Below are 23,128 nucleotides of genomic sequence, written 5' to 3' on the forward strand. Positions count from 1 at the left end.
CGGGTCGTTCAGCGGTTTTTTTATGCAGGCTAGAGGAATGCGTGTATTAAAAATAAAACGGTAAAAGCCAATCCCGACCGCAAATGCCATTTTCGGTCCAGCCGCTTGTATCTAAACAAGCCAGAGACTGGCACTGGAAGCAGCATAAGCAGAGCCAGCAATCCGGTTATATTGCTAAAATCCAGTTTGAAGCCATACATAAACACAGCCACTGCATGAAGTACAATAAAGGCAATCGCGATAATGGCAATAGGCGTATGCCATCTTCGTGCGAAGCGAAGAAGGGTTGCAATGCCTTTTTTTACCTGACTCCATTGATTCCATATTTGAAGTTTAATGAGTAGCAGCAGCACATAGTTTGCGAGGACCAAAAACAAGGCGATGCGGGCATTTGAGCCAAAGTCTTTGAACGTATGCTCGAACCTGCGATTGTGCACGGTTGCAGCAGGCAGATGAGCCAGGCTCCAAAGCTCCCAAATTACAAATAACACGGATAGGATGAGGACTCCGAAAACCCATTTTCTATCTTTTGCAGGTATCCATTGTGGTTTTAATGTAGGCGCTTTCCTTGAGTCCATGGCTGGATTCCTCCAATATAAGAATTGCGATTAATATACCCTATAAGGCTGAAAATAATATTAAAAAGTCCATGAGTGTGATCTCATTGGCATTTCCTGCAACAGGTTTTCATGTAGTAGAATGAATGGTATAATTTAGTGGTTAGTTTGAAAAGGGAGGATGGAGCTAGCGATATGAAAATCATGAAGGAGATTGGCAGCTGGGTCAGCACTTTCGGCATTGCAATTGTACTTTCATTAATTATTGGTGTATTTGTTATTCAGCCCTATAAGGTTGACGGTCATTCAATGGACCCGACTTTGCAGGATAAGGAACGAATATACGTTTCGAAACTCTCGCACACGTTGTCCGAGCTTCCGGAATATGGCGATGTGGTCGTGATCGACAGCCGGGTAAATAGAGAACGGCATTTGACAGACGATCTTTTGGAGCATCCGCTGCTTCAGCTTTTTATGAAAAACAATACGAATGACAATGGCGTTTTTTATGTAAAAAGAGTGCTCGGCAAACCTGGCGATGTGCTGGAGTTTAAGGATCATAAAACCTATCGCAATGGTGTGGCGCTGGACGAGCCTTATCTGAATGAAACGATGAATTTTGTATCGGATCAGCAATGGACCGTTCCTGAGGGACATATTTTCGTCATGGGCGATAACCGCAATCATAGCACGGACAGCAGGGATATTGGATTTATACCGCTCGATCATGTGATGGGTATTAAAAAGTTTCCTTAATGTATTGCTACATTTATAGGATGCAGGAGGGGCTTTTAATCCGATCTTTTCATAGCGTCTTTTGGAAAGAGCCCTCAGAGCCCTCACTAGGAGGGCTTTTTTTCGTTGCTCCAAACCTTGTCATTTTCCTGTCATTGGCAAGAGCTATACTAGTTCTAATGGGCATTTATTAAGATGATTAGAAATGAGGGAAAGCAATGAAAAAAGGTTCAATAATGAAATTGGGTTTGATTTTGACTTTGACTCTCGCTTTGTTAAGCGGTTGTATCGCCTCGGGCAGCTCTATAACAATCTATTATAATGGTGAGTTGCCAGACGCTTCAGAGCATGCTTTTATACGGTATTCTGATGGAACGGTCACACAGGTTCCAGATGTTAATGCAGGGGAAACATCGGTAACCGTAAATACCTATGCGGATAAAACGATGATGGGCGGGTATGTAACGGATGGTCAGGTCAGCTGGATTCCCGGACGTTCTTATGGCAGCCAATCCGTATCAATATCCAACATTCAAACGTACAAACCGACAGAGGCTGTAGATTATGTTGCTTTGGCCGAGCTGCCACATACGGATGTCAATCATCCGGATTATACAAACGTCACTTTTTCTGTTTATGATGCGGATGACGAGCTCGTGACGGGACGAACAGAAATATTTGTTCAAACGAGTAATCCGAATTTACTCTTTTATGATATGGATCCTGATTATACTTCGAATGCTACAATATTTGGGGGGATGTCCTCCTATACGAATAGCGGACTCGTGACGTTTTTAATTAAAAATAATGTTGTTGATGCTCCTGTGACTTCTGCACAATTAGCCGTATACTCAGGTCCGAAATTGATTACGGACAACTTTTTTCATGTTGTAACAGATATTCAGGTCAGCGGGTCTGGCGGTATCGATTCGGTCGATGTAGGTCAATCTTTAGCGTTACATGCGGCAGTCCTTCCAGTCGATGCGGCTAATCCAGCAGTCGTCTGGTCTGTTGTGGACGATACAGGCTCAGCGACGATTGATGCTGACGGGCTGTTGACGGCTGTATCGGCCGGAACAGTTACAGCGAAAGCAACGGCTGTTGATGGCACCGGTACCGTAGGAAGCATGAGCGTAACGATAAACGTGCCTGCCACACCAACACCAACACCAACACCAACACCAACACCAACACCAACGGCGACTCCTGAGCCGTCAGCGACGCCAACAGCAACGCCTATTCTGGTCTCGTCTATAGCGTTGACTGGGGAAGCCGTTGTTCAGACTGGCGGAAGCATTCAATTGGCAGCAGAAATTGCGCCTGTGGATGCAGCGGACAAATCGATCGTTTGGTCGGTTGAAAATGGTACAGGTGCCGCCTCCATTAATGCCAGCGGCTTATTGACGGGCGTATCCGCAGGTACGGTTACTGTGAAAGCAACGGCGGCCGATGGTTCGGCTGTGCTTGCCTCTCATAGCGTTGTTGTTCAAGCGCCAACTAGTGGCGGAAGCAGTGGAGGCGGCTCTTCGACTACGCCTGTAGCGACAGCTACTCCTACAGCAACGCCAGCGCCGACACCGACATCGGTGCCAGCGCCCCAAATAAAGTTCAATGATAAAGTCGTTAAGATTGATCAGGTTGTCACTAGCCTTACGAAGCAAGTAGAGGAAGCTAAAGCCAATCCAACAACCGTCCTATTTACGGACACCGGCTCCCACTGGGCGAATAAGACGGTTGACGTCTTCGTTAAGCTCAGCATTGTTAATGGGTATGAGAACAATACGTTCCGTCCGAATGCAAGCATTACCCGCGCTGAATTCTCGGCCATCATTTCCAAGGTATTTGGCATATCCAGCTCTGCTGCAGGTGGCAGCGTGCTAAGCGATGTTTCGGGCCACTGGGCGGAAGCGTCGATTGGAAGCCTGCAGGCAGCAGGCGTAATTTCAGGTTACAAGGACGGCACATTTAAGCCGAACCAGGAAATTAGCCGCTCCGAAATTATTGCTATCCTTGCTAAAATTATCGACCTTGATAGTGTGAATGCAGCAAATGCGCCTGCTTTCACCGACATTAATCAAGTGTGGAACAAGGAGCAGATTGAGAAAGCTTCGGCAGCTGGAATCGTCAGCGGGGCGGGCAACGGAACGTTCCAGCCGAATAATCAAGCGTCCCGTGCGGAGGCTTTAACGATGGTGCTGCATGTTCTGCAATTGAATCCTGAGCTTAAAGCGCTGCTGGAAACCTTGTAGTCCGATTAACAAAAAAGAAACCGAACAGCGCGTGCCGATCCCCGATCAGCACGCGCTGTTTGCATGTATCAGAAGTCGCCACAGCGATTTTCCTGTTGACCAAAACCATAGCTTCGCTATATATTTGTAATACAGAACTTTAATTCTTATTACTAATATTTTGAGGAGGGTCACTATGAACCCCGCTTATCATTATGATGTTCACCTGCCAGCGCATGCGGATGCAGGCCAGACCTATCCTGTTATTTTCACTCTTCATGGGAAAGGCTCGAATGAGGCAAATATGCATGGGCTGTAGCGCCTTTAGAGGACAAGTTCATCATCATTAATATCCGAGGCGACCTTAGACTGGGCGCCGGCTACCAATATTATGAGCTGAAGAGCCTCGGCAACCCGATTCGAATTGGACACGAGACAGCGGATTATTTTCAAGCGCTGACGCCGCAATTGACCTTTAAGACCTATCCGACCGACCACGGCGTATCAGAAGAAAATCAGCGGGATTTTCTTGCATGGCTACTTAAGAACAAGGGGGAACAAGCACAATGATGCCAGCATACTTTTTTGCCCATGGGGCGCCATCCATTGTGTTGGAGGATAATGGCTATACGGCTCTATTGAAAAGCTTTAAGGAGCAGACGCCAAAGCCGAAAGCGATTGTTCTTTTTTCTGCCCATTGGGAGCAGACGGTACAGACGGTGGGCGCTGCTCCAGCGTACAGCACGATTTATGATTTTTCGGGCTTTCAGGATGAGCTGTACCAGATGACGTATCCGGCGGAAGGCAAACGCCAGCTCAGCGAAGACATTCAAGCCTTGTTCGCTGAACATGGCATTCCAAGTGTGCTGGATGAGGAAAGAGGACTTGATCACGGCGCTTGGGCCGTACTCAAGCTGATTTATCCGGATGCGGACATTCCCGTCGTCGCCCTTTCGGTTAACCGTTATTTGACCAACGAGCAGCAATATGAGATCGGCAAGGCATTAGCTGCGCTTAGGGAGCAGGATGTGCTGATTATTGGTAGCGGCGGAACCGTCCATAATCTTAGAAAGCTGAATTGGCAGTCTGAAGGCATTGACGATTGGGCGGAAACATTCGATAATTGGCTGCAGAGCAAGCTTGAGGCATGGGATCTCCCGGCACTATTCAATTATAGGGAGCTGGCTCCCTTTGCGCAGGAGGCAGTACCGACGAGCGAGCATTTTATCCCGCTTCTGCTGGCTATGGGCTCGGGTGATAAGCTGCGTCAAGCAACGTTGCTTCACCGCAGCTACCAGTACGGCAATTTAAGCTTAAGCTGTTGGAAGTTCAACTAGAGAGCAGAAGCCACGACAGTCACGATATCCACGAAAGCGATCGAGAATCAGCAAGGCCAAAGCATGCAGAAGGAACACGGAAGACGGGCATCCTTTCCGATGGGACTCGCTATTTATTTGCTGTGTGCGACGGCGGCTATTTTGCTGCTGGAGCAGCTGATCGAGCTTCCGATGGTGCTGATTACTTGCATGGGTGCGGTTGTTTTTCCACTGCTGTGGTGTTTTGCGAAGGGAGCACTCCCGACATTTCGACAGGGACTGACGAATCATTTGACCGTTACGCTGCCCGCTTTGCAAAAGGAGATTACGCTGTTTTTAGCCGCAGGCTTTTTCAGCGGATCGATCAGCGCTACAGGGTTTGGGAACGTCATTCCCTCCCTGCTCGGGCACATACCTCTGCCTATTGCATTATCGTTTTCGGTCTTCACCATTGTTATGATTGCTGCTACCTCATTCATTGGCCTTCATCCGATTGTATTGGTGACGATTCTCGCGACCAGCATTGATCCGGCCGCTGTGCAGATCAGCCCGATCTATTTCGCCGTTTTGCTGCTCGGAACCTGGGGGCTGTCCAATCCGATTTCTCTCGCTTCGGCGGTGAACAATTTACTGGCGGGATTATTCAACAAGTCGGTTTTCGAGCTGGCGAGGCCGAATTATAGGTTTGCCGCCGTTATGGGGCTGGCGCTCTTATTGTATTTAATGATGGTCTGAATGAAAAAAGGGCACCATAACGCTTCAAATAGCCTGGCAGAGCTGCTACTCCTTCAAAATCAACCCAAACAGCGCGACAAACACATAAGCCTGCTCCCGAGAAATCGTGCAATCCTTCAAATCCTCGGGGGCAACGGCAATCCCATTGAATTCGCAGGTGCTCAGATCAAGGCCAGCCAGCTTCGTATTTGAAAATTGGGCCTGGTCAATTTGGCATTGGAAAAGCTCGAGTTTTTGCAGCTTTGCAAAGCTGAAATCACTTTTGCCCATCGAGCTGTCCTGGAAGGAAACCTGCTTCATATCAGACATTCTGAAATTGGCATAATCGGCCAAATTGTCTTTCCAGACCATGTTTCGCAGCGTAGCGCCAGTCAAATTGATGCCGATCATTTTGCAGTTTTTGAACACCGTCCGGTGGATAATGGCATCGCTAAAATCGGCATTCGACAAATCGCATTTGTCGAAAATCACATCCGTCAGTTCGACCTCGTTCAGCGCAGTCTCGGTAAACGTGACATTTTTGAAAATAATTTTGTCGAAAATCACCTTGCGAGCCTGCTGTCCATCCCATACGCAATCCTGGATCATGCCCATTTCAAAAAAAGCATGAGATTGCAGCTCGGTCTGCTCCAGCACAGGAAGCTCAATCGGCAGGATCGGTGCCTCAATCGCCATCGTTTTCTTCTTTTTACTCATTATGATCATCTCCTAAACGTCTTCCAGCTGGCTTGTCCGTATTCAACCTTTAAATATTCAATGGTGTCGAGTATAAAATATTGCGATAATCACTCGGTGTCATACCCTCATAATGCTTGAAGGTTCGCAGAAACAGCTTATAATCGGAAAAGCCGCATTCTCCAGCAATTTCCTTAACGCTCAGATTTGTGTTCAGAAGCTTCAGCTTCGCCCGGTTAATCCGCTGCGTCAAAATATAAGCTTTAATGCCCATCCCTTTCTCCCGCTTTACAACCTTCGAGATGTAATCCTTATTAAAGTTGAACACCTCTGCAATTTTACGGACATTAATGTCCAGATGCAAATGGGCATCCATCCACCTGCAAATGTTATCGACGATGGCGTGTGGGGCATGATTTTGCCGTTCAATCGTCCGCGTAAGCTCATTCAATAATAACAATAACGCGGCATTCGCCTCCTCAGCCGAAAAAGAAGAAACATGCAGCAGCTGCTTAAACAGCTGATTAATCGTCGAAGGCCCTTCAATGGGCACATGGGTTGGAAAGCTCCTGTATTGCTCCACTTTCGTGCCATAATGCACCCAATAAAAGCTGACGGGCGATTCGCTTTTCCGGTACCCATAGTGCGTCAAGCTGTGTCTTAGAAGCAGCATATCTCCCGGACGGACGACATACTCCCGGTCTTCTTCGGCAATGTACATTTCGCCCTCCAGCATCATAATAACCTCATCATGCAGCGTATTTCGTCTCATGTGCGACCAGTTGCCTTCGGATATGAATTTACCGCATAGATAGTGACTCAGCTTTTCATTCATATAGACTGATTTATCCACCTTTTCTTTGATTATGAGCCTGATTATTACGATTTTTATTTGATAAGATACTACCATGAATGGTTCGTAAAGAATAGCAAATAGCTGATTTTAGGTCTAGGGAGGACTCGTAAATATGGTGAAAATAAATCAAGGCTTCGTCAGCCAAAGCGACGTATTGCTGCTTGACGGACTTTTTAAAACGTCACAAGAGGTTGGCGAGCGTTACCTGCACGGGCTTGATATCGACCGTTTCCTCGCCCCATGCTATGAGGCGCATGGTTTGACGCCCAAGCAGCCGCGGTACGAGGGCTGGGAAGCCAGAACGATCAGCGGGCATTCGCTCGGGCATTATATGTCGGCACTTGCCGTCACTTATCAGGCAACAGGCAACAAGACGCTAAAAGCGAAGCTGGATTATGCCGTATCGGAGCTTGCAGGCATTCAAGCAGCGACCGGAAGCGGATATGTTGGAGGCTTGGTCGAAACGCCTTTTATCGAAGCGTTTAAAGGAACGGACATTGGCGGTTTTAGCATGAATGGGTATTGGGTTCCATGGTATAGCGTGCATAAAATTTATCAGGGCTTAATCGATGCTTGCACACTGACGGGAAATGAGGAGGCTTTGCGCGTTGTCAAAGCCTTTGCCGATTGGGCAGTCGAGGGACTGTCGCAATTATCGGAGGAACAATTCCAGCATATGCTGGAATGCGAGCATGGCGGCATGAATGAAGTGTTTGCACAGCTGTATGGCCTTACCGGACAAGACATCTATTTGGATACCGCAGTTCAATTTACGCATAAAGCCATCATTTCCCCATTGGAGCAGGAGCGGGACGAGCTGCAGGGCAGACATGCCAATACGCAAATTCCGAAGGTCATCGGTGTGGCTGGCATTTATGAACAGAACAAGAATTATACCAGCTATCGCACAGCAGCCGAGTTTTTCTGGCATACGGTGGCCGGCAGGCGCTCTTATGTTTTTGGCGGGAGCAGCCTCTCGGAGCATTATGAAGCGATGGATATGGAAAGCTTGGGTATTAAATCGGCGGAGTCCTGCTGTACGCATAATATGCTGGAGCTGACCCAATATTTGTTTGGCTGGGAGCAAAACAGCGCGTATATGGATTATTATGAAAACGCTTTGTACAATCACATTCTCGGCACGCAGGACCCGCATACGGGCAATAAAACGTATTTTTCCTCAACACTGCCTGGCCATTTCAAAATTTACGGCACCCACGATTCCGCTTGGTGGTGCTGTACAGGAACGGGTATGGAAAACCCGGGTAAATATGCCGAGGCGATTTATTTTGAAAATCAGGATGATCTGTATGTGAATTTATATATAGCCTCCGAGCTGGAATGGAAAGCCAAGGGGCTGGTCATCAGGCAGGAAACAAGCTTTCCGTATTCGGACTCGGTGAAGCTTGTTATTGCTGAGGGAACGGCAGAGGCTAATATTAAGCTGCGCGTGCCATCTTGGCTGGCGGGAGAGCTGGTGGCGGTTGTGAACGGCGAGCGCAAATATGTTGAAAAGCAAGCCGGATACTTGACCATCAGTGGCACATGGAGCAAGGGGGACCAAATCATTCTCACCCTGCCGATGGCACTGAGAAAGTACACGGCCAAGGATAGCGCCAGCAAGATCGCCTTTCTTTATGGGCCAATCGTGCTTGCGGGCAAGTTCGGCAATGAGGGTCTTCCGGAGGATACCATCGTAGATGAGACGGCGTTAAGCACGAAGACGGCGGATGTGCCCGTGCTGTGGACGGAAAGTGAAAATGTATCCGATTTCATCACCCTGCGGGACGCTGCTGCGCTAACGTTTGAAATAGCGAAAGAAGTGACCTCTGATGGGAAAGGGGCCACGCTCATTCCTTTCTACGCCTTGCATCATGAGTTTTATACGCTGTATTGGAATTTGAATGACGAGGGCGATGCGTTCGAGAAGAAGCTGAATAAGGTGACCATCGATAGCGTAGAGCCAGACGGTCAGCAGGATGAGATCGGGCATCAGCTTCAAGGCAACTGCTTGACGAGTGCCTATAATGGGTCATTCACGGATAACCAGAACAAGCTGCATATGTGGAGAGAGGCGTTTGGTGTCAGCGATGCATATTTCAGCTACCGACTTGCGGTTGATGATACGAAGAAAAATTATCTTTGCGCAGCTTATTGGGGCGGCGATCATTTCCGGTTCGAGCATGAGGGCACATCCTATAACCGGGAGTTTGAGGTGCTGGTCGATGGCGAGATTGTTGGTGAGCAAACGATTCATTGCAACAAAATCGGCCATGTTTTTTATGTAACCTATGATATAGCAGAGGCGCTTACACGAGAGAAGAACAGCGTTATTGTCACGTTCAAGGCAAAGTCGCCTGTGAGCTGTGCGGGCCGCGTTGCGGGAGTTAGAACGACAAGCGCGATAGTCAGCCCATAAGGCTGTGGTACAAAAGCAAGTCAAGCAACCGGCGCCCTAAGAGGCTCCGGTTGTTTTGTCGTTTCCACCGATTGGATCATAAATACGCTAATTGTGAAAATGACTCAGTGAAAACAGTTCGATGTAAATCGAACATTGAAACTTCGCCTCCAGTATGTTATTTTCTTAAATACAACTACAGCTGTGTTAAGCAAAATCTTTATTGTGGCTCGGGCTGCCAGAATGCAGCTCGTTAATATGGATATATTATTTTAAAACGAGGAAGAAGGTTTTTAAATCATGAACCAAACTTTAAATAACCAGATGATCGTTTTGGCAGCACGGCCTGAGGGCATGCCGACAGAGCAGCATTTTGCGATGAAGGACGCAGCGGTGGAACAACCGGCAGAAGGGCAGGTTATCGTACGCAGCCTGTATTTATCAGTTGACCCTTATATGCGGGGACGAATGAATGACAGCAAGTCGTACATCCCTCCATTTGCCTTGGACGAGCCGATTGTAGGCGGTGTTGTGGGCGAAATTGTCGAATCGAACTCCGAGCAGCTTGCAGTTGGGGACAAGGTGCTCGGCATGCTGGGCTGGAAGCTGTACAATGTCGTGGATGCCGCCAGCGTTCGCAAGGTGGATGATCAAGTGGCGCCATTATCGGCCTATTTAAGCGTTTTGGGGCTTACAGGGCTGACTGCTTATTTCGGCCTGTTGGATATTGGACAGCCTAAAGCGGGAGAAACCGTCGTCGTATCTGGCGCAGCAGGTGCAGTCGGCATGATTGTTGGGCAAATTGCGAAGCTCAAGGGCGCTCATGTCGTCGGCATAGCGGGAACGGATGAGAAGACCCGGTATTTGAAGCAGGAGCTTGGCTTTGACGAGACAATTAACTACAAAACGGTCGGCGATCTAGGCAAAGCGCTGGAAGCAGCATGTCCGAATGGAGTCGACGTTTATTTCGATAACGTAGGCGGCGATATCTCTGATCAGGTCATGCTTCTGCTGAACACGCATGCGCGCATTCCGCTATGCGGTGCAATTTCCTCTTACAATAGCAAATCGGGCGATGTTGGCCCCCGGATACAGACGCAGCTGATCAAGACTCGCTCGCTTATTAAAGGCTTTGTGCTCGGCGACTACGCTGACCGCACGGAGGAGGGCATTCAGGCGCTAGGACAATGGCTTGGCGAAGGCAAGCTGAAATACGAGGAGACGATTGTCGAAGGCTTCGACAAAGTGCCTCAAGCGTTTCTGCAGCTATTTGAAGGCAGGAATATGGGGAAAATGCTGGTTAAGATTCCTTAGGAAAAGCACAGCTCTCAAGAAGGCAACGACAAGGTATCGACAGTAATGTCGGTGCCTTTTTCTAGTCGATTTACTATAGAGGAGCGATGCTGTGAATGTAGTGCTAGCAGCCGCTTGCAGATTGAGGAAGTCACCCATCATTTAATTGTAGTCGTAGTATTCAACCGTGCCCCATGCTATCATGAAGAAGAAAAGAAGCAGCTTTTACAGCAATACCATACTAACGGAGGTGTTTTATGAAAGCGCTATTTATTGGAGGGACAGGCACGATTAGTTCTGCCATTACGAAGCAGTTAGTAGAGAGTGGATGCGAGCTTTATCTTTTGAACCGGGGAACTAGAAACGCTGATTTGCCGGCAGGTGTACATAGCATTAAAGCCGATATTAATAATGAGGAGCAGGTCGCAGAGCTTATTGCTGATCTGTCATTTGATGTAGTGGCGGATTTTATCGCCTTTAAGCCAGAGCAGCTGGAGCGGGATTACCGTTTATTCAAGGGCAAGACCAAGCAGTTCATGTTCATTAGCTCGGCTTCAGCCTACCAGACGCCGCTGTCGGATTATCGCATCACCGAAGGAACGCCATTATCCAATCCCTATTGGGAATATTCCCGCAACAAAATTGCATGTGAAGAGTATTTGACCAAGCAGTACCGCGAGCAAGGCTTCCCAATCACGATTGTAAGGCCAAGCCATACGTATGACGAGCGCTCGATTCCGCTGGGCGTGCACGGCAATAACGGAAGCTGGCAGGTCGCAAGGCGTATGCTTGAAAATAAACCGGTCATCATCCATGGTGACGGCACGTCCCTCTGGACGATGACGCATAACAGCGATTTTGCCAAAGGCTTCATCGGACTGATGGGCAACATTCATGCGATTGGCGAAGCCGTGCATATAACGTCGGACGAGTCGGTGACCTGGAATCAGATTTATGAAATCATTGCGGATGCACTTGGCGTAAAGCTTAATGCGGTGCATGTATCCTCTGATTTTCTCGCTGCGAGCAGCAAATATGATTTCCGGGGCGGCTTGCTGGGCGACAAGGCGAACTCCGTCGTCTTTGACAATGCGAAGCTAAAGAGGCTTGTTCCTGAGTTTGTAGCTACGACTCGGCTGGATCAAGGCATCAAGCAGACGGTTGCCCACATTTTGGCCAATTCTGAGCATCAGAAGGAAGACGAGGAATTCGATCTTTGGTGCGATAAAGTAGTGAGTGCTCTGGCTGCTGCCGAAAAAGCTCTAACCGAATAGCTCGTTTGAAGCGGCTGCTTCAGCATGATGCTTGTCTCTCATGCTGGAGCAGCCAATTTTTTCGGGATAATCCGCCTCCATAGCCGCCTAATTCACCGTTTGAATTAATCACGCGATGGCAGGGGATGATGATAGCCAGCTGATTGGCTCCATTGGCCTGAGCGACTGCGCGAAAGGCTGTCGGCTTCTCAAGTGCGACCGCAATGTCAGCGTAGGAGCGGGTTTCACCCGGCGGGATCTGCACCAGCTGTGCCCACACGCTTTGCTGAAACGGCGAGCCTAATAAAAATAGCGGCGTCTTAAATTCCGTCAATTTCCCGTCAAAATAAAGCGCCAGCTCCCGTTCAATAGACTGAATGGATGCTGTTGTGCCGGGAATGATCGCGGATTTGGTCCTTTTGCGCAGCCGCTCGACCTCGCGCTCGAGGCCCCTCCGATCTACAAACTCCAATAAATACAAGTGCTGCTCATCACCAATCGCCATCATCGGGCCGAGCCGCGTATCGAGCCAGGCGGCCTTAAGCACCTTGCCATCCTCCAATAAAGTAGGCGCTGCCCCCATAATGCGGGAGAAAGCATCACGAAATCCGCTGCTGGACTCATAGCCGGTTGTGAGCTGCGTATCCATAACCGATTGGCCAGCTCTAATGTTCTTCAAGGCGATTCCCATGCGCCGGGCACGGGCATATTCGACGAAGGTCATGCCGAAGCGCTGCTTAAATTGGCGGCGAGCCGTTGATTCATCGACGGATAGATTTTTGAAATCCTGTCCCTTCCAGCGTTTCTCCGGGTTTTGCTCCACCGCTTCAACAAGCAGGCGAACGACCTCTGACACTTGATTGGGATGGGAAAGCGGCTGGCAGCGCTGGCAAGGGCGGAAAGACGCAAGCAAAGCCTGCTGGGCCGTTTCATAAAACTCGCAGTTTTCAAATTTGGGCTTGCGAGCGGGGCACGTTGGCCGGCAGAATATGCCCGTCGTTTTGACTCCAACATAAAAAACGCCCTCATATTCGGTATTTTTCTCTACTAAGGCTCTATAGCATTCGGGATAACGTTCGGCAGGTATCATGGCGTGCGCCCCTTACTTTTCTGATGATTTTTATTATATAGATTCCTTGCTGCCGCTGCAGCCGAAAATCAGGCATTGATTTTTCACCGCGAAACGGCAGCTTTACCACCGGAGGATGGCTTCAGCCGTTTACGCTTGCTATTTTCCCGTTTATAATGGAACTTCCACGCAAAGTCGTAACGATTATAGTAACAGGAATGGAGGGCATGAATTCATGTCTAGCTTGCCGAATTGTCCACAGTGTCAGTCGCCATATACATACGAGGATGGACTGATGCTTGTTTGCCCGGAATGTGCGCATGAATGGAATGAAAATGCGCAGGATAAGGCCAATGAAGATGAGAAGGTTGTAAAAGATTCGAACGGCAATGTGCTGAACGATGGTGATTCAGTCACAGTCATTAAAGATTTGAAGGTCAAAGGCAGCTCGCTCGTCGTCAAAATTGGCACCAAGGTTAAAAACATCCGGCTCGTTGACGGCGATCATGATATTGATTGCAAAATTGACGGTTTTGGGGCAATGAAGCTGAAATCGGAGTTTGTTAAAAAAATATAGAGTGGAAGCAGGAGGGATTGTACGATGGAAATAGGGATTAGTACGTTTGTTGAAACCTCGCCCGATGTAGAAACAGGAGAGGTGATGAGCCATGCCCAGCGTATACGCGAAGTCGTTGAAGAAATCGTGCTTGCGGATCAGGTCGGGCTTGATGTTTATGGAGTAGGGGAGCATCACCGCCAAGATTATGCGGCCTCCTCTCCAGTCGTTATTTTGGCGGCTGCTGCCGCGCAAACGAAGCAGATACGGTTGACGAGCGCGGTTACAGTGCTGTCTTCCGCTGATCCCGTGCGCGTATTTCAGGATTTTGCTACGCTGGACGGCATCTCAAATGGTCGTGCGGAAATTATGGCAGGACGCGGCTCCTTTATTGAATCATTCCCGCTCTTTGGTTATGATCTGGACCATTATAATGAGCTGTTTGATGAAAAGCTGGCGCTGCTGCTGAAGATTCGCGAATCCGAGAAGGTCACCTGGGAAGGTGGTCACCGCCCAGCCATTAACAATCTGGGCGTTTACCCGCGCCCCGTTCAGAATCCGTTGCCGGTATGGATCGGCAGCGGCGGCAACCAGGAATCGGTCGTTCGCGCGGGCCTGTTAGGCCTGCCGCTTGTTCTCGCCATTATCGGGGGCAGCCCGATGAATTTTGCGCCGCTGGTGCAGCTGTACAAGAGAGCCGCAGCCCATGCGGGGCACGATGCCTCGAAGCTGCCCATCGCTTCGCACTCGCACGGATTTATTGCAGAGACGACGCAGCTTGCAGCAGACAAGTTTTTCCCTTCGACGCAAGCGGTTATGAATGTGCTCGGCAAAGAACGGGGCTGGGGGCATTATGACCGTTCCAGCTTTGACGCAGCCCGCAGCATTGAAGGCGCGCTTTATGTCGGCGATCCCGAAACGGTTGCCCGTAAAATCATTAACCTGCGCAAGCATGTCGGCATTACGAGATTTTTGCTCCATACGCCGCTCGGTACGATGCCGCATGAGGACGTAATGAACGCAATCAAGCTGCTTGGCACGGAGGTTGCACCGCGAGTGCGCGAGGAGATTGCCAAGTGGGAAGCGGAAAACGAAGCTAATACGAACTAAACACCATTGTGAATAAAAAGCGCCTCTGGCTTGCAGGACTGCAGCTCTATTCAAGAGCTGAGCCTGCGAAGCAAGAGGCGCTTTTTCGATCGGCGCAGGGGATGGCGGTCCGATATTCAATGGTGGTGCATTAAGAGGAGGCTTTAGCCAGGTTGTCGCCAAGCTTCTCGACACCGTCAAAGATGTGGTAGCCATAGCCCCAAAAATCATTGAAATCAATAATGAATACTTTTTTGTTTTGGATAGCGGACATGCTTTGCAGAGCTGGATTTTCATAAATATTTTTCACGGATTCATTGATATCTGGTCCGCCTTTATAATCCGAGATGACAAGGAAATCAGGGTTTTTCGCAACAAGCTGCTCCGCGCTGATTTCACCGGAAACGTCGGCGAAGCTGTTGGTCACCTTCAACAGGCTAAGTGCCTCGGCTTGGAAGGTATCATTATTTGCGCTGTAGACGGCAATGGAATCGGGCGTGCTGCTTCCAATAAAAGCAAAGCTCTGCTCCTGATTGCCGGCAAACCGAGTCTCGATATCCTTGGCGCGCTGCTGCAAGCTTTGGACAAGCTCCTGCGCTTTATCCTGTACGTCGAAAATTTGGCCCATTTGCTCAATGTCTTTATAAAGATCACTGAGTGCAGCACCCGGGCGGGAGTTATTTTGAATAAAAGTAGCAATATGGAGCTCGTTCAGAGAGTCAACCGTTCCGACGCCCCAATCTGCATCTGCAAAAAGATCGCCACGGCCGAGGACGATATCCGGCTTCGCTCCGACGACAAGCTCCTTGCCGACATAGGTCTCGGATAAGACAGGGATTTTGGTGAATGGCTCGGCAATGTCAGCCTCCACATCACCATAAAGGGCGGCGACGCCAACGACTTTATCCGTCAAACCAAGGCGGATCAAAATTTCCGCAGCGGACTGGGTATTGGCAACGATGCGCTCCGGTGCTTTCTCGAACGTTTGCGTTTTCGGCTGGAAGGAGCCGCTCTCTGCCGACAAATTGAAATTTTCAATGGTGAGCGGATAAACGGTTTTGCCGCCGGGGCTTGGAGAAGCCTCTACTACTGCTGCTGAAGCCGCCGCTTCGGCGGAAGGGCTCGGGGAACTGCTTGGCGAATTGGTCGTAGCGGATGAACAGCCAGCGGTTACTGCCAGAGCTAGGGGAAGTGCAAAAAACGTCATTTTACGCAAAAAACGAAACATATCCTACTAACCTCATTTCATATATTGTCTTTAATTGACGAAGAGAATCATTATCAATTATACTTAAAAATAGTCAGTTGTAAACTAAAATCGGAACAATGAATGAGAAGGCAGGGTAAAAAGAAATGGCAACGGTCAGTGTAAGCAGGCAGGAAGAGAAAGAAGCTATCATTCGAAAAAAGTCGCTGTTTTTAACTTTAATGCTCGTACTCGCGGCTGTTATCGTGGTGTCCGTTGGTGTTGCCTTATCAATCGGACAGGTAAAGATTCCGTTAGGGGATTCTTATCGGATTTTGCTCTACAAGTTATTAGGAATCCAGCTAGGGGACGGGGGCGCGATGGAGACAAGCTCGTTTGTCGATATTTTATGGCAAATTCGATTTCCACGCGTATTAATGGCGTTGTTTATCGGGGCCGGGCTTACGATGTGCGGCACGGTCATGCAGGCATCGGTTCAAAATCCACTGGCAGACCCTTATATTTTGGGTATTTCCTCGGGTGCATCGCTTGGTGCGACGTTTGCTATTTTAATTGGCTTTGGCGCGGGCGGTCTGCTCGGGCAGACGGGGGTTGCCTTCTGGGCATTTACAGGCGCTTTGGGTGCATCGCTGCTCGTCTTTATATTGGCAGGCATTGGCGGCAAAATGACGTCGGTCAAGCTGGTTTTATCCGGGATGGTCATCAATGCTTTATGTACGGCTTTCGCCAATTTTATTATTTATATCGCGAACAATGCCGTTGGCATTAAGACCGTCACATTCTGGACAATGGGCAGTCTGGCTTCGGCAAAGTGGGACAAGCTCCCGCTCATATCGCTCGTCGTTGTTGTGGCTGCGCTGTTCTTCCTTTTTCAGTCCCGGATATTAAATACGATGCTGCTTGGCGATGATACGGCGGTGACGCTGGGCGTGGATTTGGCGGTGTTCCGCAAAATTTATTTGCTGCTGGCTGCGCTTATTACGGGCGTCATTGTGGCGAGCTGCGGTATGATCGGGTTCGTCGGGCTCATTATTCCTCACATGGTGAGGGGATTGGTCGGCTCGGATCATAGAAGGCTAATGCCAGCCTCCATTTTGGTCGGCGCCATCTTTCTCATCTGGACCGACGTCATTGCCCGGACGATCATTCCAAGCGTGGAGCTGCCCATCGGCATTATTACGGCGATGATTGGCGCGCCGCTGTTCATGTACATGTTGGTCAAAAAAGGCTACGCCTTTGGAGGGAAATAACGATGAAGCTGACGGTGGATCATATTTCGGTATCGTTTGCGAGTACAGACATTGTGAAGGATATATCGCTCAAGGTAGATAATCATCAGTTTGTAGGTCTTATTGGCCCTAACGGCTGCGGCAAATCAACCTTGCTCAAAAGCATTTATAAAGTCATTAAGCCCAAGCAGGGACAGGTATTTCTAAGCAGCACCGATGTATTAAAATCCAAGCCAAAGGTGGTATCACAGCAGCTTGGCGTTGTCGGACAGTTCAATGAAATGAGCTTTGATTTCAATGTGCGGGAGATGGTCACGATGGGCCGGACACCCCATAAGGGAATGCTGGAGACGGACAATCAGCGAGATGAGGAAATTGTGGAAGAGGCACTGAGCAAGGTGAATTTGTCCCATTATGCGGAACGAAGCTACATGTCTCTCTCTGGCGGGGAAAAACAGCGCGTCGTGCTGGCGAGGGTGCTGGCACAGCAGCCAAAGTTTATGATCTTAGATGAGCCGACGAATCATTTGGACATTAAATACCAGCTGCAAATTTTGAGCATCGTCAAAAGTCTGGGCATCGGCATTTTAGCCGCCCTTCATGATTTGACGCTGGCAGCTGAGTATTGCGATTATTTGTATATGATTAAGCAGGGGAAAATTTACGCGAGCGGTACGCCAGAAGAAGTATTGACGAAAGAAATGATCAGCGACGTATTCGACGTCAATTGTGAAATTTATAAAAATCCGGTAACGGGCGGACTTGGCATCGCATATTTGAATTCACAGTAACTGGCATGACTCCTTGATGCTGGGGATGACTAAATCAATTCCAACCTCCATATATGTGGTATTCGAGAATATGTATAGATTCCCATTTTTCGAACACATTAAAACCAGCATACTCATTAGGAGGCAGAAGCTTTGACGAATCCAAAAGCATTCCCAACGTTTCCAGAGTCGTATTGGCAGACTTCTTGGGACACGGTGCAGGAGTTCCCCGCACTAAAGCACAATCACGAAACAGATGTTGCTGTAATTGGCGGCGGGATATCGGGTATCACTACGGCATATGTACTTGCGAAAGCTGGCTTTAAAGTTGCATTAATTGAGGCTGGCAGGCTTCTGAATGGCACAACGGGCCATACAACCGCCAAAATCACCGCCCAGCATGACCTGATCTATGATGAATTCATCCAGCGTGAAGGAAAAGACAAAGCCTCACTCTATTACCAGGCCAATATGAATGCGCTGCATTTTATTCAATCAACGGTTGAACAGCATCATATCGATTGTGGCTTTGAGGAACAGGACGCCTGTATTTACACGAACACGGACAGCGGACTTTCTAAATTGGAGAAAGAGCTTGAGGCCTATAACACATTGGGCATTCCCAGCTCCTATCAGAAAAGTATTCCATTGCCCATTCCTGCGCTAGGTGCCCTAACGATGCCTCATCAAGCACAGTTTCACCCCCTGCGTTATTTGGCTGCTCTCGTAAAGGAGTTCGTGAACACAGGCGGAGAGGTTTTCGAGTATACAACAGCCGTTGATATTGAAAATGGCTCAACTGCAAAAGTCGTCACAAGAGATGGCCATCGTCTGAGCTGCCGATATGTGGTTAGCTGTACCCATTTCCCGTTTCATGATGGAGGCGGGTTTTATTTTGCAAGAATGCATGCTGATCGCTCCTACGTTCTCGGTGTAAAATTAGACGAAGCATATCCGGGCGGCATGTATTTGAGCGCTGATGAGCCCAAACGCTCGATTCGCAGTGTGCAAACTGGCGATGGGGACAGATTGGTTCTTATTGGAGGCCAGAGCCATAAGACGGGACAAGGCATATGCACCATTAATTATTATGAAGCCTTGCAGCAGTATGCCGCGGAATATTTTAAGCTCAAGGAGATCAGCTATAGATGGTCTGCGCAGGATCTTGTCACAGGAGATAAAATACCATTCATTGGACTGTTAACAAGCTCCGTTTCCAATGTGTATGTCGCCACGGGATATCGCAAATGGGGAATGACAACGGGAACAGCTGCTGCTCTCCTGCTTAGAGATATGCTGCTGGAGAAGGAGAACCCTTATATAGAGCTGTATGCTCCTTCACGATCGATTAGCTGGCACACGGTACAAAAACTGGTCACTGACAATGCCGATGTAGCCAAGCATTTAATAGCAGGAAAGCTTGAGATGGTTCATAGAAAGCCAGAAGATCTGCTCAAGGATGAAGGGGGAGCTATCAAGCTCCATGGCCGTAGAGCGGGTGGTTATCGAGACAAGGAGGACCAGCTTCACTTGGTCGATACCACATGCACGCATATGGGCTGTGAGGTTGAGTGGAATGATGGAGAACGCACGTGGGACTGTCCGTGCCACGGCTCGCGCTTCTCCTATGAAGGCGATGTTATGGAGGGGCCTGCCAAGCAGCCGCTGACACGACTGCACTTGTAAACGGGTATCCATCAAACAAAGCGAGTTCACCACTGGCCAATCCCATACAGTTCGAACCCTAAGAGTCTTTGCCGTTCGCAGCGGCAGAGGCTTTTTTTAACATGCTGGAGTAAGCGAATATGAAAAAGCCCCCGCGCAGGAAATGGCAATCCGGCGCGAGGGCTTGGGGAGAAAGTGGCGGTCAACCTTTGACCGCGCCAGCTGTAAGTCCGCTGACGATGTATTTCTGCGCGAACAGATAAAGCACAAGTACAGGGAGCGAAGTCATAACGAGATCCGCGAAGATCAGGTTCCAGTCCCGGCTGTATTTGCCATAAAAATTGTAAACGGATAGCGGCATCGTCCAGTCGGAGCTGTCGGTGAGGAAATAAAGCGGAATCGTAATATCATTCCATACCGACATAAAAACCATAATCGCTACAGTCGCGTTCACCGGAACAATAAGCGGTGTAATAATGCGGAAGAATACAGCAAGCATGCTTGCACCTTCCAGGAAAGCTACTTCGTCGAGCGCTCTCGGTATGGATTTGATAAAGCCGCTATACAGGAACACGCTGAACGCGACGTTCAAAGCGGCATAAATGAAAATAACACTCGTAATGCTGCCGTAGAAGCCCAGCCATTGTACGACGCGAATCGTCGTAATGATCGACATAGGAGCGATAAGTCCCATAAAGAAAAACATATACAGGAAGCTCGACAGCTTCGATTCTCTCCGCACCAAAATGAAAGCGGCGGCTGAGGAGGTAATAATGTTGACGATGGAAGATACGCCGGTAATCAGCAGGCCGTTCAGGAAGGCACGACCGAGGCCGCCTTCTTTAAATACCTGCGTATAGTTGGAGAACATCCATTTATCCGGAAGCGCCAGCTTAAAGCGCAGCACCTCGGAGCTGGTCATAAAGGAACCGAAAATCATCATGAGCAGCGGCACAATAATGATCAGGGAAGCAACCAGCAGAAAAATTTCGACGATATAGTTGCGAAGCGCAAGTTTACGTGTGTAGCTCATTATTCAGCAACCTCCTTACGACGCATGAAGATCAGCAGCGGAATGGAAATAACGGTAACCGCCGCAAACAGCAGCGTATTGATTGCTGTACCCATGCCCCAGCTGCCTTCTCCGAAAGCACGGAGAATAATCGTTCCGACAACCTGAGAAGCGTTGCCCGGTCCACCGCCAGTCAGGACGAAGACTTCGGAAAATACTTTCAAGCCGCCGATGAGCGTCAGCATGAGATTGATATTGATGGCGGGCAGCAATAACGGGAGCGTAATTTTGCTGAATGTGCTCCATGCGCCTGCGCCGTCAATCGTCGCTGCTTCATAATACTCCTTCGAAATAGACTGGAGCCCGGCCAGATAGATGGCCATTTGGAAGCCTGTATGCTGCCAGATGGAGACGAGGGCAACGGTCCAGATAACAATAGTAGGATCGGTCAGCCACGATTGGCCAAAGACACCCAGACCGATTGCTTCGAGAAATTTATTGATGGTGCCATCTGTGCGCAGCATTGGTGTGAACACAATACTGATAACCAGAACGCTTAAAATCGACGGCGAGTAAAAAATCGCGCGCAGCAAATTTTTGGATTTCAGTCGCATGTTCAAACCAATGGCTAAAGCGATACCGAGCACGTTTTTTCCGATAACCGTAACAATGGCGAAGATAAAGGTATTTTTAAGGGCTAGAACGAGCGTCTTGTCTGAAAAAATTTGTTTAAAATTGTCCCAGCCGATAAATTTTAGCGTTTCGCGGTCAAGCCGCCAGTCCGTAAAGGAGTAAAACAAGCCGATGAGGGCAGGCAATACGAAAAAAATACAATAAATGAATAGGGCCGGCCATATTAGATAATAAGGATATAAGCTTTTTGTCTTCATCTGTAATCACGCTCCATAACAGCTTGGGGCAGAATAAAGCCCGTAAGGACCTTATTCTGCCTAGTGTTCAATCAATTAAAATCCGGCAACGCCTTTATCTTTCATAAGCTGTGCAAACTTGTCGTTCCATGCGGACAGTACTTCTTCCGGTGTTTTTGCGCCAGCAAACTGGTCCTGCAGATTTCTGTAAAGCTCGCTTCGGTCAACCAGCATATGCGCATCGGTAGTCAGAACGGTTTTCTTCGGTGTAATGTAGTTATCTACGATTTCTTGCTTGTAGTCTGGCAGCTTAGGAGTCGTCACATCGTTGAAGTTGGAAACGTAACCTTGTGAATCAACAATTTTTTGTGCTTGCTCTTTGGAAGCGATGAACTCAAGGAATTTTTTGGCTTCAGCCATATGCTTCGCTTTTTTAGGAATGAACAGCTGTCCACCGAGCGGGCTTGCGCCAAGGCTTGCATCTTTGGAAGAAGGAATCGCGAACAGTCCAAGGTGGATGCTAGGATCTTTTTCCGCTACGTTCTCAATCAGCCAGTCGCCCATGAACATCATCGCTACTTCTTTGTCCAAAAATTTACCTACGGCCATATCGTAGCTATCGCTTAAAATATCAGGGTTCGTGTAGCCTTTTTTGAATACTTGGTACTGCTGGTCCAGCAAAGTTGCGAACTCAGGGATGTCTGTCCATTTTTTCTTGTTGCTGTTCAGATCATCGAACAAGGTTGGATCATTTTTCGCTGCATAATCTGCAAATGCTGCTGCTGGCCAGATGTTGGCTGCCCAATTATCCTTGAAAGGCATAAATACCGGTGTTACGCCGCTTGCTTTAATCGCTTCGCATACCGCAAGGAACTCCTCGAAGGTTGTCGGAATCGACAGGTTCAGCTCCTTGAACATATCCTTGTTGTACACAACGCCTTGCATGCCTGTGTCTTGGCTGACATGGAAGCTGTATACATGATCATTAGCCGACAGCACGTCCTTGTTCAACAGGCGGCTAACCCATGGCTCGCTATCCAAAATTTCAAAGTTGCGCTCCAAGTTCAGGTCGGTTACGGCGCTTGCCAGATTGTACTGGATAATATCTGGCGTTTCATCAACCGCCAGCTTCGTTTGCAGCACGGTTGCTGTCTGCTCAGCTGGAAGCAGTTGAAGATTCACTTTAATGTTGGTCTCTTTTTCAAAAGCATCAAGAAGGTCCTGTGCTACAAAAGCGGAGTCCTGCGAGCTTTTCGAAATCGCCAGCTCCAGCGTTACTTTACTGCCGCTGCTGCCGCTTCCTCCGTTGGTTGCCGTACCGGCTGGGCTGTTATTGTTTGATCCGCATGCCGCCAGTGACAAAACCAGTAAGCTTGCGATGACGCCCGTTGCAGCTTTTTTCATCTTGTGATTCATGTTTAAATCCCCCCGTATTGAATGGTATGTGAATCATGTGAATCATTCTGAATGCGGTTACAGGTTCGATTATAGACTTTAAAGCGGGGCAGGTACATGTTTGTCATTTACCTTTCATGTGTAATATTCTGAACCATTCCCCGCTTGTCCGCCTGTATCCGTAAATGGTACAGTAGGAGCATTAAAGCGTGTGAGGGAGG

The 23,128-nt window shown here is 48.7% G+C and carries 21 protein-coding genes; 13 read left to right on the forward strand and 8 right to left on the reverse strand.

Translation table 11 applies throughout. The annotated features are described in order from the left end of the window. Nucleotides 1-29 precede the first annotated feature (29 nt). Nucleotides 30-491, reverse strand: coding sequence for a hypothetical protein (locus ABEW34_RS18810; protein ID WP_430160736.1), 462 nt, complete (start codon nt 489-491; stop codon nt 30-32). A gap of 270 nt (nt 492-761) precedes the next feature. Here ABEW34_RS18810 and lepB point away from each other — a divergent pair, with 270 nt between their 5' ends. From lepB to ABEW34_RS18835, 5 genes are all read left to right on the forward strand, one after another. Then, nucleotides 762-1,313 carry a signal peptidase I gene (lepB, locus tag ABEW34_RS18815; protein ID WP_430160953.1) on the forward strand — a complete coding sequence of 184 codons (552 nt, stop codon included), beginning with the start codon at nt 762-764 and terminating at the stop codon, nt 1,311-1,313. 215 nt (nt 1,314-1,528) lie between these two features. Next, a complete protein-coding gene (locus ABEW34_RS18820; RefSeq protein ID WP_430160738.1) occupies nt 1,529-3,541 on the forward strand; it encodes an S-layer homology domain-containing protein in 2,013 nt (670 codons plus the stop codon). A 175-nt stretch (nt 3,542-3,716) separates the two neighbouring features. After that, nucleotides 3,717-3,839, forward strand: coding sequence for a hypothetical protein (locus ABEW34_RS18825; protein ID WP_430160740.1), 123 nt, complete (start codon nt 3,717-3,719; stop codon nt 3,837-3,839). Between the two features lie 247 nt (nt 3,840-4,086). Continuing rightward, entirely contained in the window at nt 4,087-4,857 is a 771-nt protein-coding gene (locus ABEW34_RS18830; RefSeq protein WP_430160742.1) for a DODA-type extradiol aromatic ring-opening family dioxygenase, read from the forward strand. Nucleotides 4,858-4,920: 63 nt separating this feature from the next. Beyond that, nucleotides 4,921-5,571, forward strand: coding sequence for a hypothetical protein (locus tag ABEW34_RS18835; RefSeq protein WP_430160744.1), 651 nt, complete (start codon nt 4,921-4,923; stop codon nt 5,569-5,571). Nucleotides 5,572-5,616: 45 nt separating this feature from the next. Here ABEW34_RS18835 and ABEW34_RS18840 read toward each other — a convergent pair whose 3' ends face one another. Then, nucleotides 5,617-6,267, reverse strand: a complete 651-nt coding sequence (locus tag ABEW34_RS18840; RefSeq protein ID WP_430160746.1) for a pentapeptide repeat-containing protein — start codon at nt 6,265-6,267, stop codon at nt 5,617-5,619. Nucleotides 6,268-6,316: 49 nt separating this feature from the next. After that, nucleotides 6,317-7,081 carry a helix-turn-helix domain-containing protein gene (locus ABEW34_RS18845; RefSeq protein ID WP_430160748.1) on the reverse strand — a complete coding sequence of 255 codons (765 nt, stop codon included), beginning with the start codon at nt 7,079-7,081 and terminating at the stop codon, nt 6,317-6,319. Nucleotides 7,082-7,214: 133 nt separating this feature from the next. Between ABEW34_RS18845 and ABEW34_RS18850 the strand changes: the two genes are divergently transcribed. From ABEW34_RS18850 to ABEW34_RS18860, 3 genes are all read left to right on the forward strand, one after another. Continuing rightward, the gene (locus ABEW34_RS18850; RefSeq protein ID WP_430160750.1) at nt 7,215-9,521 is read left to right on the forward strand and encodes a beta-L-arabinofuranosidase domain-containing protein; all 2,307 of its coding nucleotides are present in this window, start codon (nt 7,215-7,217) and stop codon (nt 9,519-9,521) included. A 279-nt stretch (nt 9,522-9,800) separates the two neighbouring features. After that, nucleotides 9,801-10,814, forward strand: coding sequence for an NADP-dependent oxidoreductase (locus tag ABEW34_RS18855; protein WP_430160751.1), 1,014 nt, complete (start codon nt 9,801-9,803; stop codon nt 10,812-10,814). A gap of 236 nt (nt 10,815-11,050) precedes the next feature. Then, nucleotides 11,051-12,067 (forward strand): SDR family oxidoreductase, encoded by a 1,017-nt coding sequence (locus ABEW34_RS18860; RefSeq protein WP_430160753.1) that lies wholly within the window; start codon nt 11,051-11,053, stop codon nt 12,065-12,067. Nucleotides 12,068-12,086: 19 nt separating this feature from the next. On the opposite strand, the gene ABEW34_RS18865 is transcribed toward ABEW34_RS18860, so the two are convergent. Further along, a complete protein-coding gene (locus ABEW34_RS18865) occupies nt 12,087-13,136 on the reverse strand; it encodes a bifunctional transcriptional activator/DNA repair enzyme AdaA (RefSeq protein WP_430160754.1) in 1,050 nt (349 codons plus the stop codon). 214 nt (nt 13,137-13,350) lie between these two features. Between ABEW34_RS18865 and ABEW34_RS18870 the strand changes: the two genes are divergently transcribed. Together ABEW34_RS18870 and ABEW34_RS18875 are read left to right on the forward strand one after the other, a co-directional pair. Beyond that, complete coding sequence (locus tag ABEW34_RS18870) at nt 13,351-13,692, forward strand: zinc ribbon domain-containing protein YjdM (protein ID WP_430160755.1); 342 nt, start codon at nt 13,351-13,353, stop codon at nt 13,690-13,692. 24 nt (nt 13,693-13,716) lie between these two features. Next, complete coding sequence (locus ABEW34_RS18875) at nt 13,717-14,781, forward strand: LLM class flavin-dependent oxidoreductase (protein ID WP_430160757.1); 1,065 nt, start codon at nt 13,717-13,719, stop codon at nt 14,779-14,781. A gap of 130 nt (nt 14,782-14,911) precedes the next feature. On the opposite strand, the gene ABEW34_RS18880 is transcribed toward ABEW34_RS18875, so the two are convergent. After that, nucleotides 14,912-15,988 carry an ABC transporter substrate-binding protein gene (locus ABEW34_RS18880; RefSeq protein ID WP_430160759.1) on the reverse strand — a complete coding sequence of 359 codons (1,077 nt, stop codon included), beginning with the start codon at nt 15,986-15,988 and terminating at the stop codon, nt 14,912-14,914. A 125-nt stretch (nt 15,989-16,113) separates the two neighbouring features. Here ABEW34_RS18880 and ABEW34_RS18885 point away from each other — a divergent pair, with 125 nt between their 5' ends. From ABEW34_RS18885 to ABEW34_RS18895, 3 genes are all read left to right on the forward strand, one after another. After that, complete coding sequence (locus ABEW34_RS18885; protein WP_430160761.1) at nt 16,114-17,217, forward strand: FecCD family ABC transporter permease; 1,104 nt, start codon at nt 16,114-16,116, stop codon at nt 17,215-17,217. Nucleotides 17,218-17,219: 2 nt separating this feature from the next. Beyond that, nucleotides 17,220-17,987 (forward strand): ABC transporter ATP-binding protein, encoded by a 768-nt coding sequence (locus ABEW34_RS18890; RefSeq protein ID WP_430160763.1) that lies wholly within the window; start codon nt 17,220-17,222, stop codon nt 17,985-17,987. Between the two features lie 132 nt (nt 17,988-18,119). Next, nucleotides 18,120-19,652, forward strand: coding sequence for an FAD-dependent oxidoreductase (locus tag ABEW34_RS18895; RefSeq protein ID WP_430160765.1), 1,533 nt, complete (start codon nt 18,120-18,122; stop codon nt 19,650-19,652). Nucleotides 19,653-19,833: 181 nt separating this feature from the next. Here the strand turns inward: ABEW34_RS18895 and ABEW34_RS18900 are convergent, their stop codons facing one another. The 3 genes from ABEW34_RS18900 to ABEW34_RS18910 all read right to left on the reverse strand — a co-directional run bounded on the left by ABEW34_RS18900 (nt 19,834) and on the right by ABEW34_RS18910 (nt 22,928). Further along, nucleotides 19,834-20,664, reverse strand: a complete 831-nt coding sequence (locus tag ABEW34_RS18900) for a carbohydrate ABC transporter permease (protein ID WP_046232748.1) — start codon at nt 20,662-20,664, stop codon at nt 19,834-19,836. Beyond that, nucleotides 20,664-21,533 carry a carbohydrate ABC transporter permease gene (locus tag ABEW34_RS18905; RefSeq protein WP_430160767.1) on the reverse strand — a complete coding sequence of 290 codons (870 nt, stop codon included), beginning with the start codon at nt 21,531-21,533 and terminating at the stop codon, nt 20,664-20,666. The genes ABEW34_RS18900 and ABEW34_RS18905 overlap by 1 nt, the downstream gene beginning before the upstream one ends. Nucleotides 21,534-21,608: 75 nt before the next feature. Continuing rightward, the gene (locus ABEW34_RS18910) at nt 21,609-22,928 is read right to left on the reverse strand and encodes an ABC transporter substrate-binding protein (protein ID WP_430160769.1); all 1,320 of its coding nucleotides are present in this window, start codon (nt 22,926-22,928) and stop codon (nt 21,609-21,611) included. Nucleotides 22,929-23,128: the final 200 nt, after the last annotated feature.

The sequence above is a fragment of the Paenibacillus algorifonticola genome, assembly GCF_050481745.1.
GTDB lineage: Bacteria > Bacillota > Bacilli > Paenibacillales > Paenibacillaceae > Pristimantibacillus > Pristimantibacillus algorifonticola_A.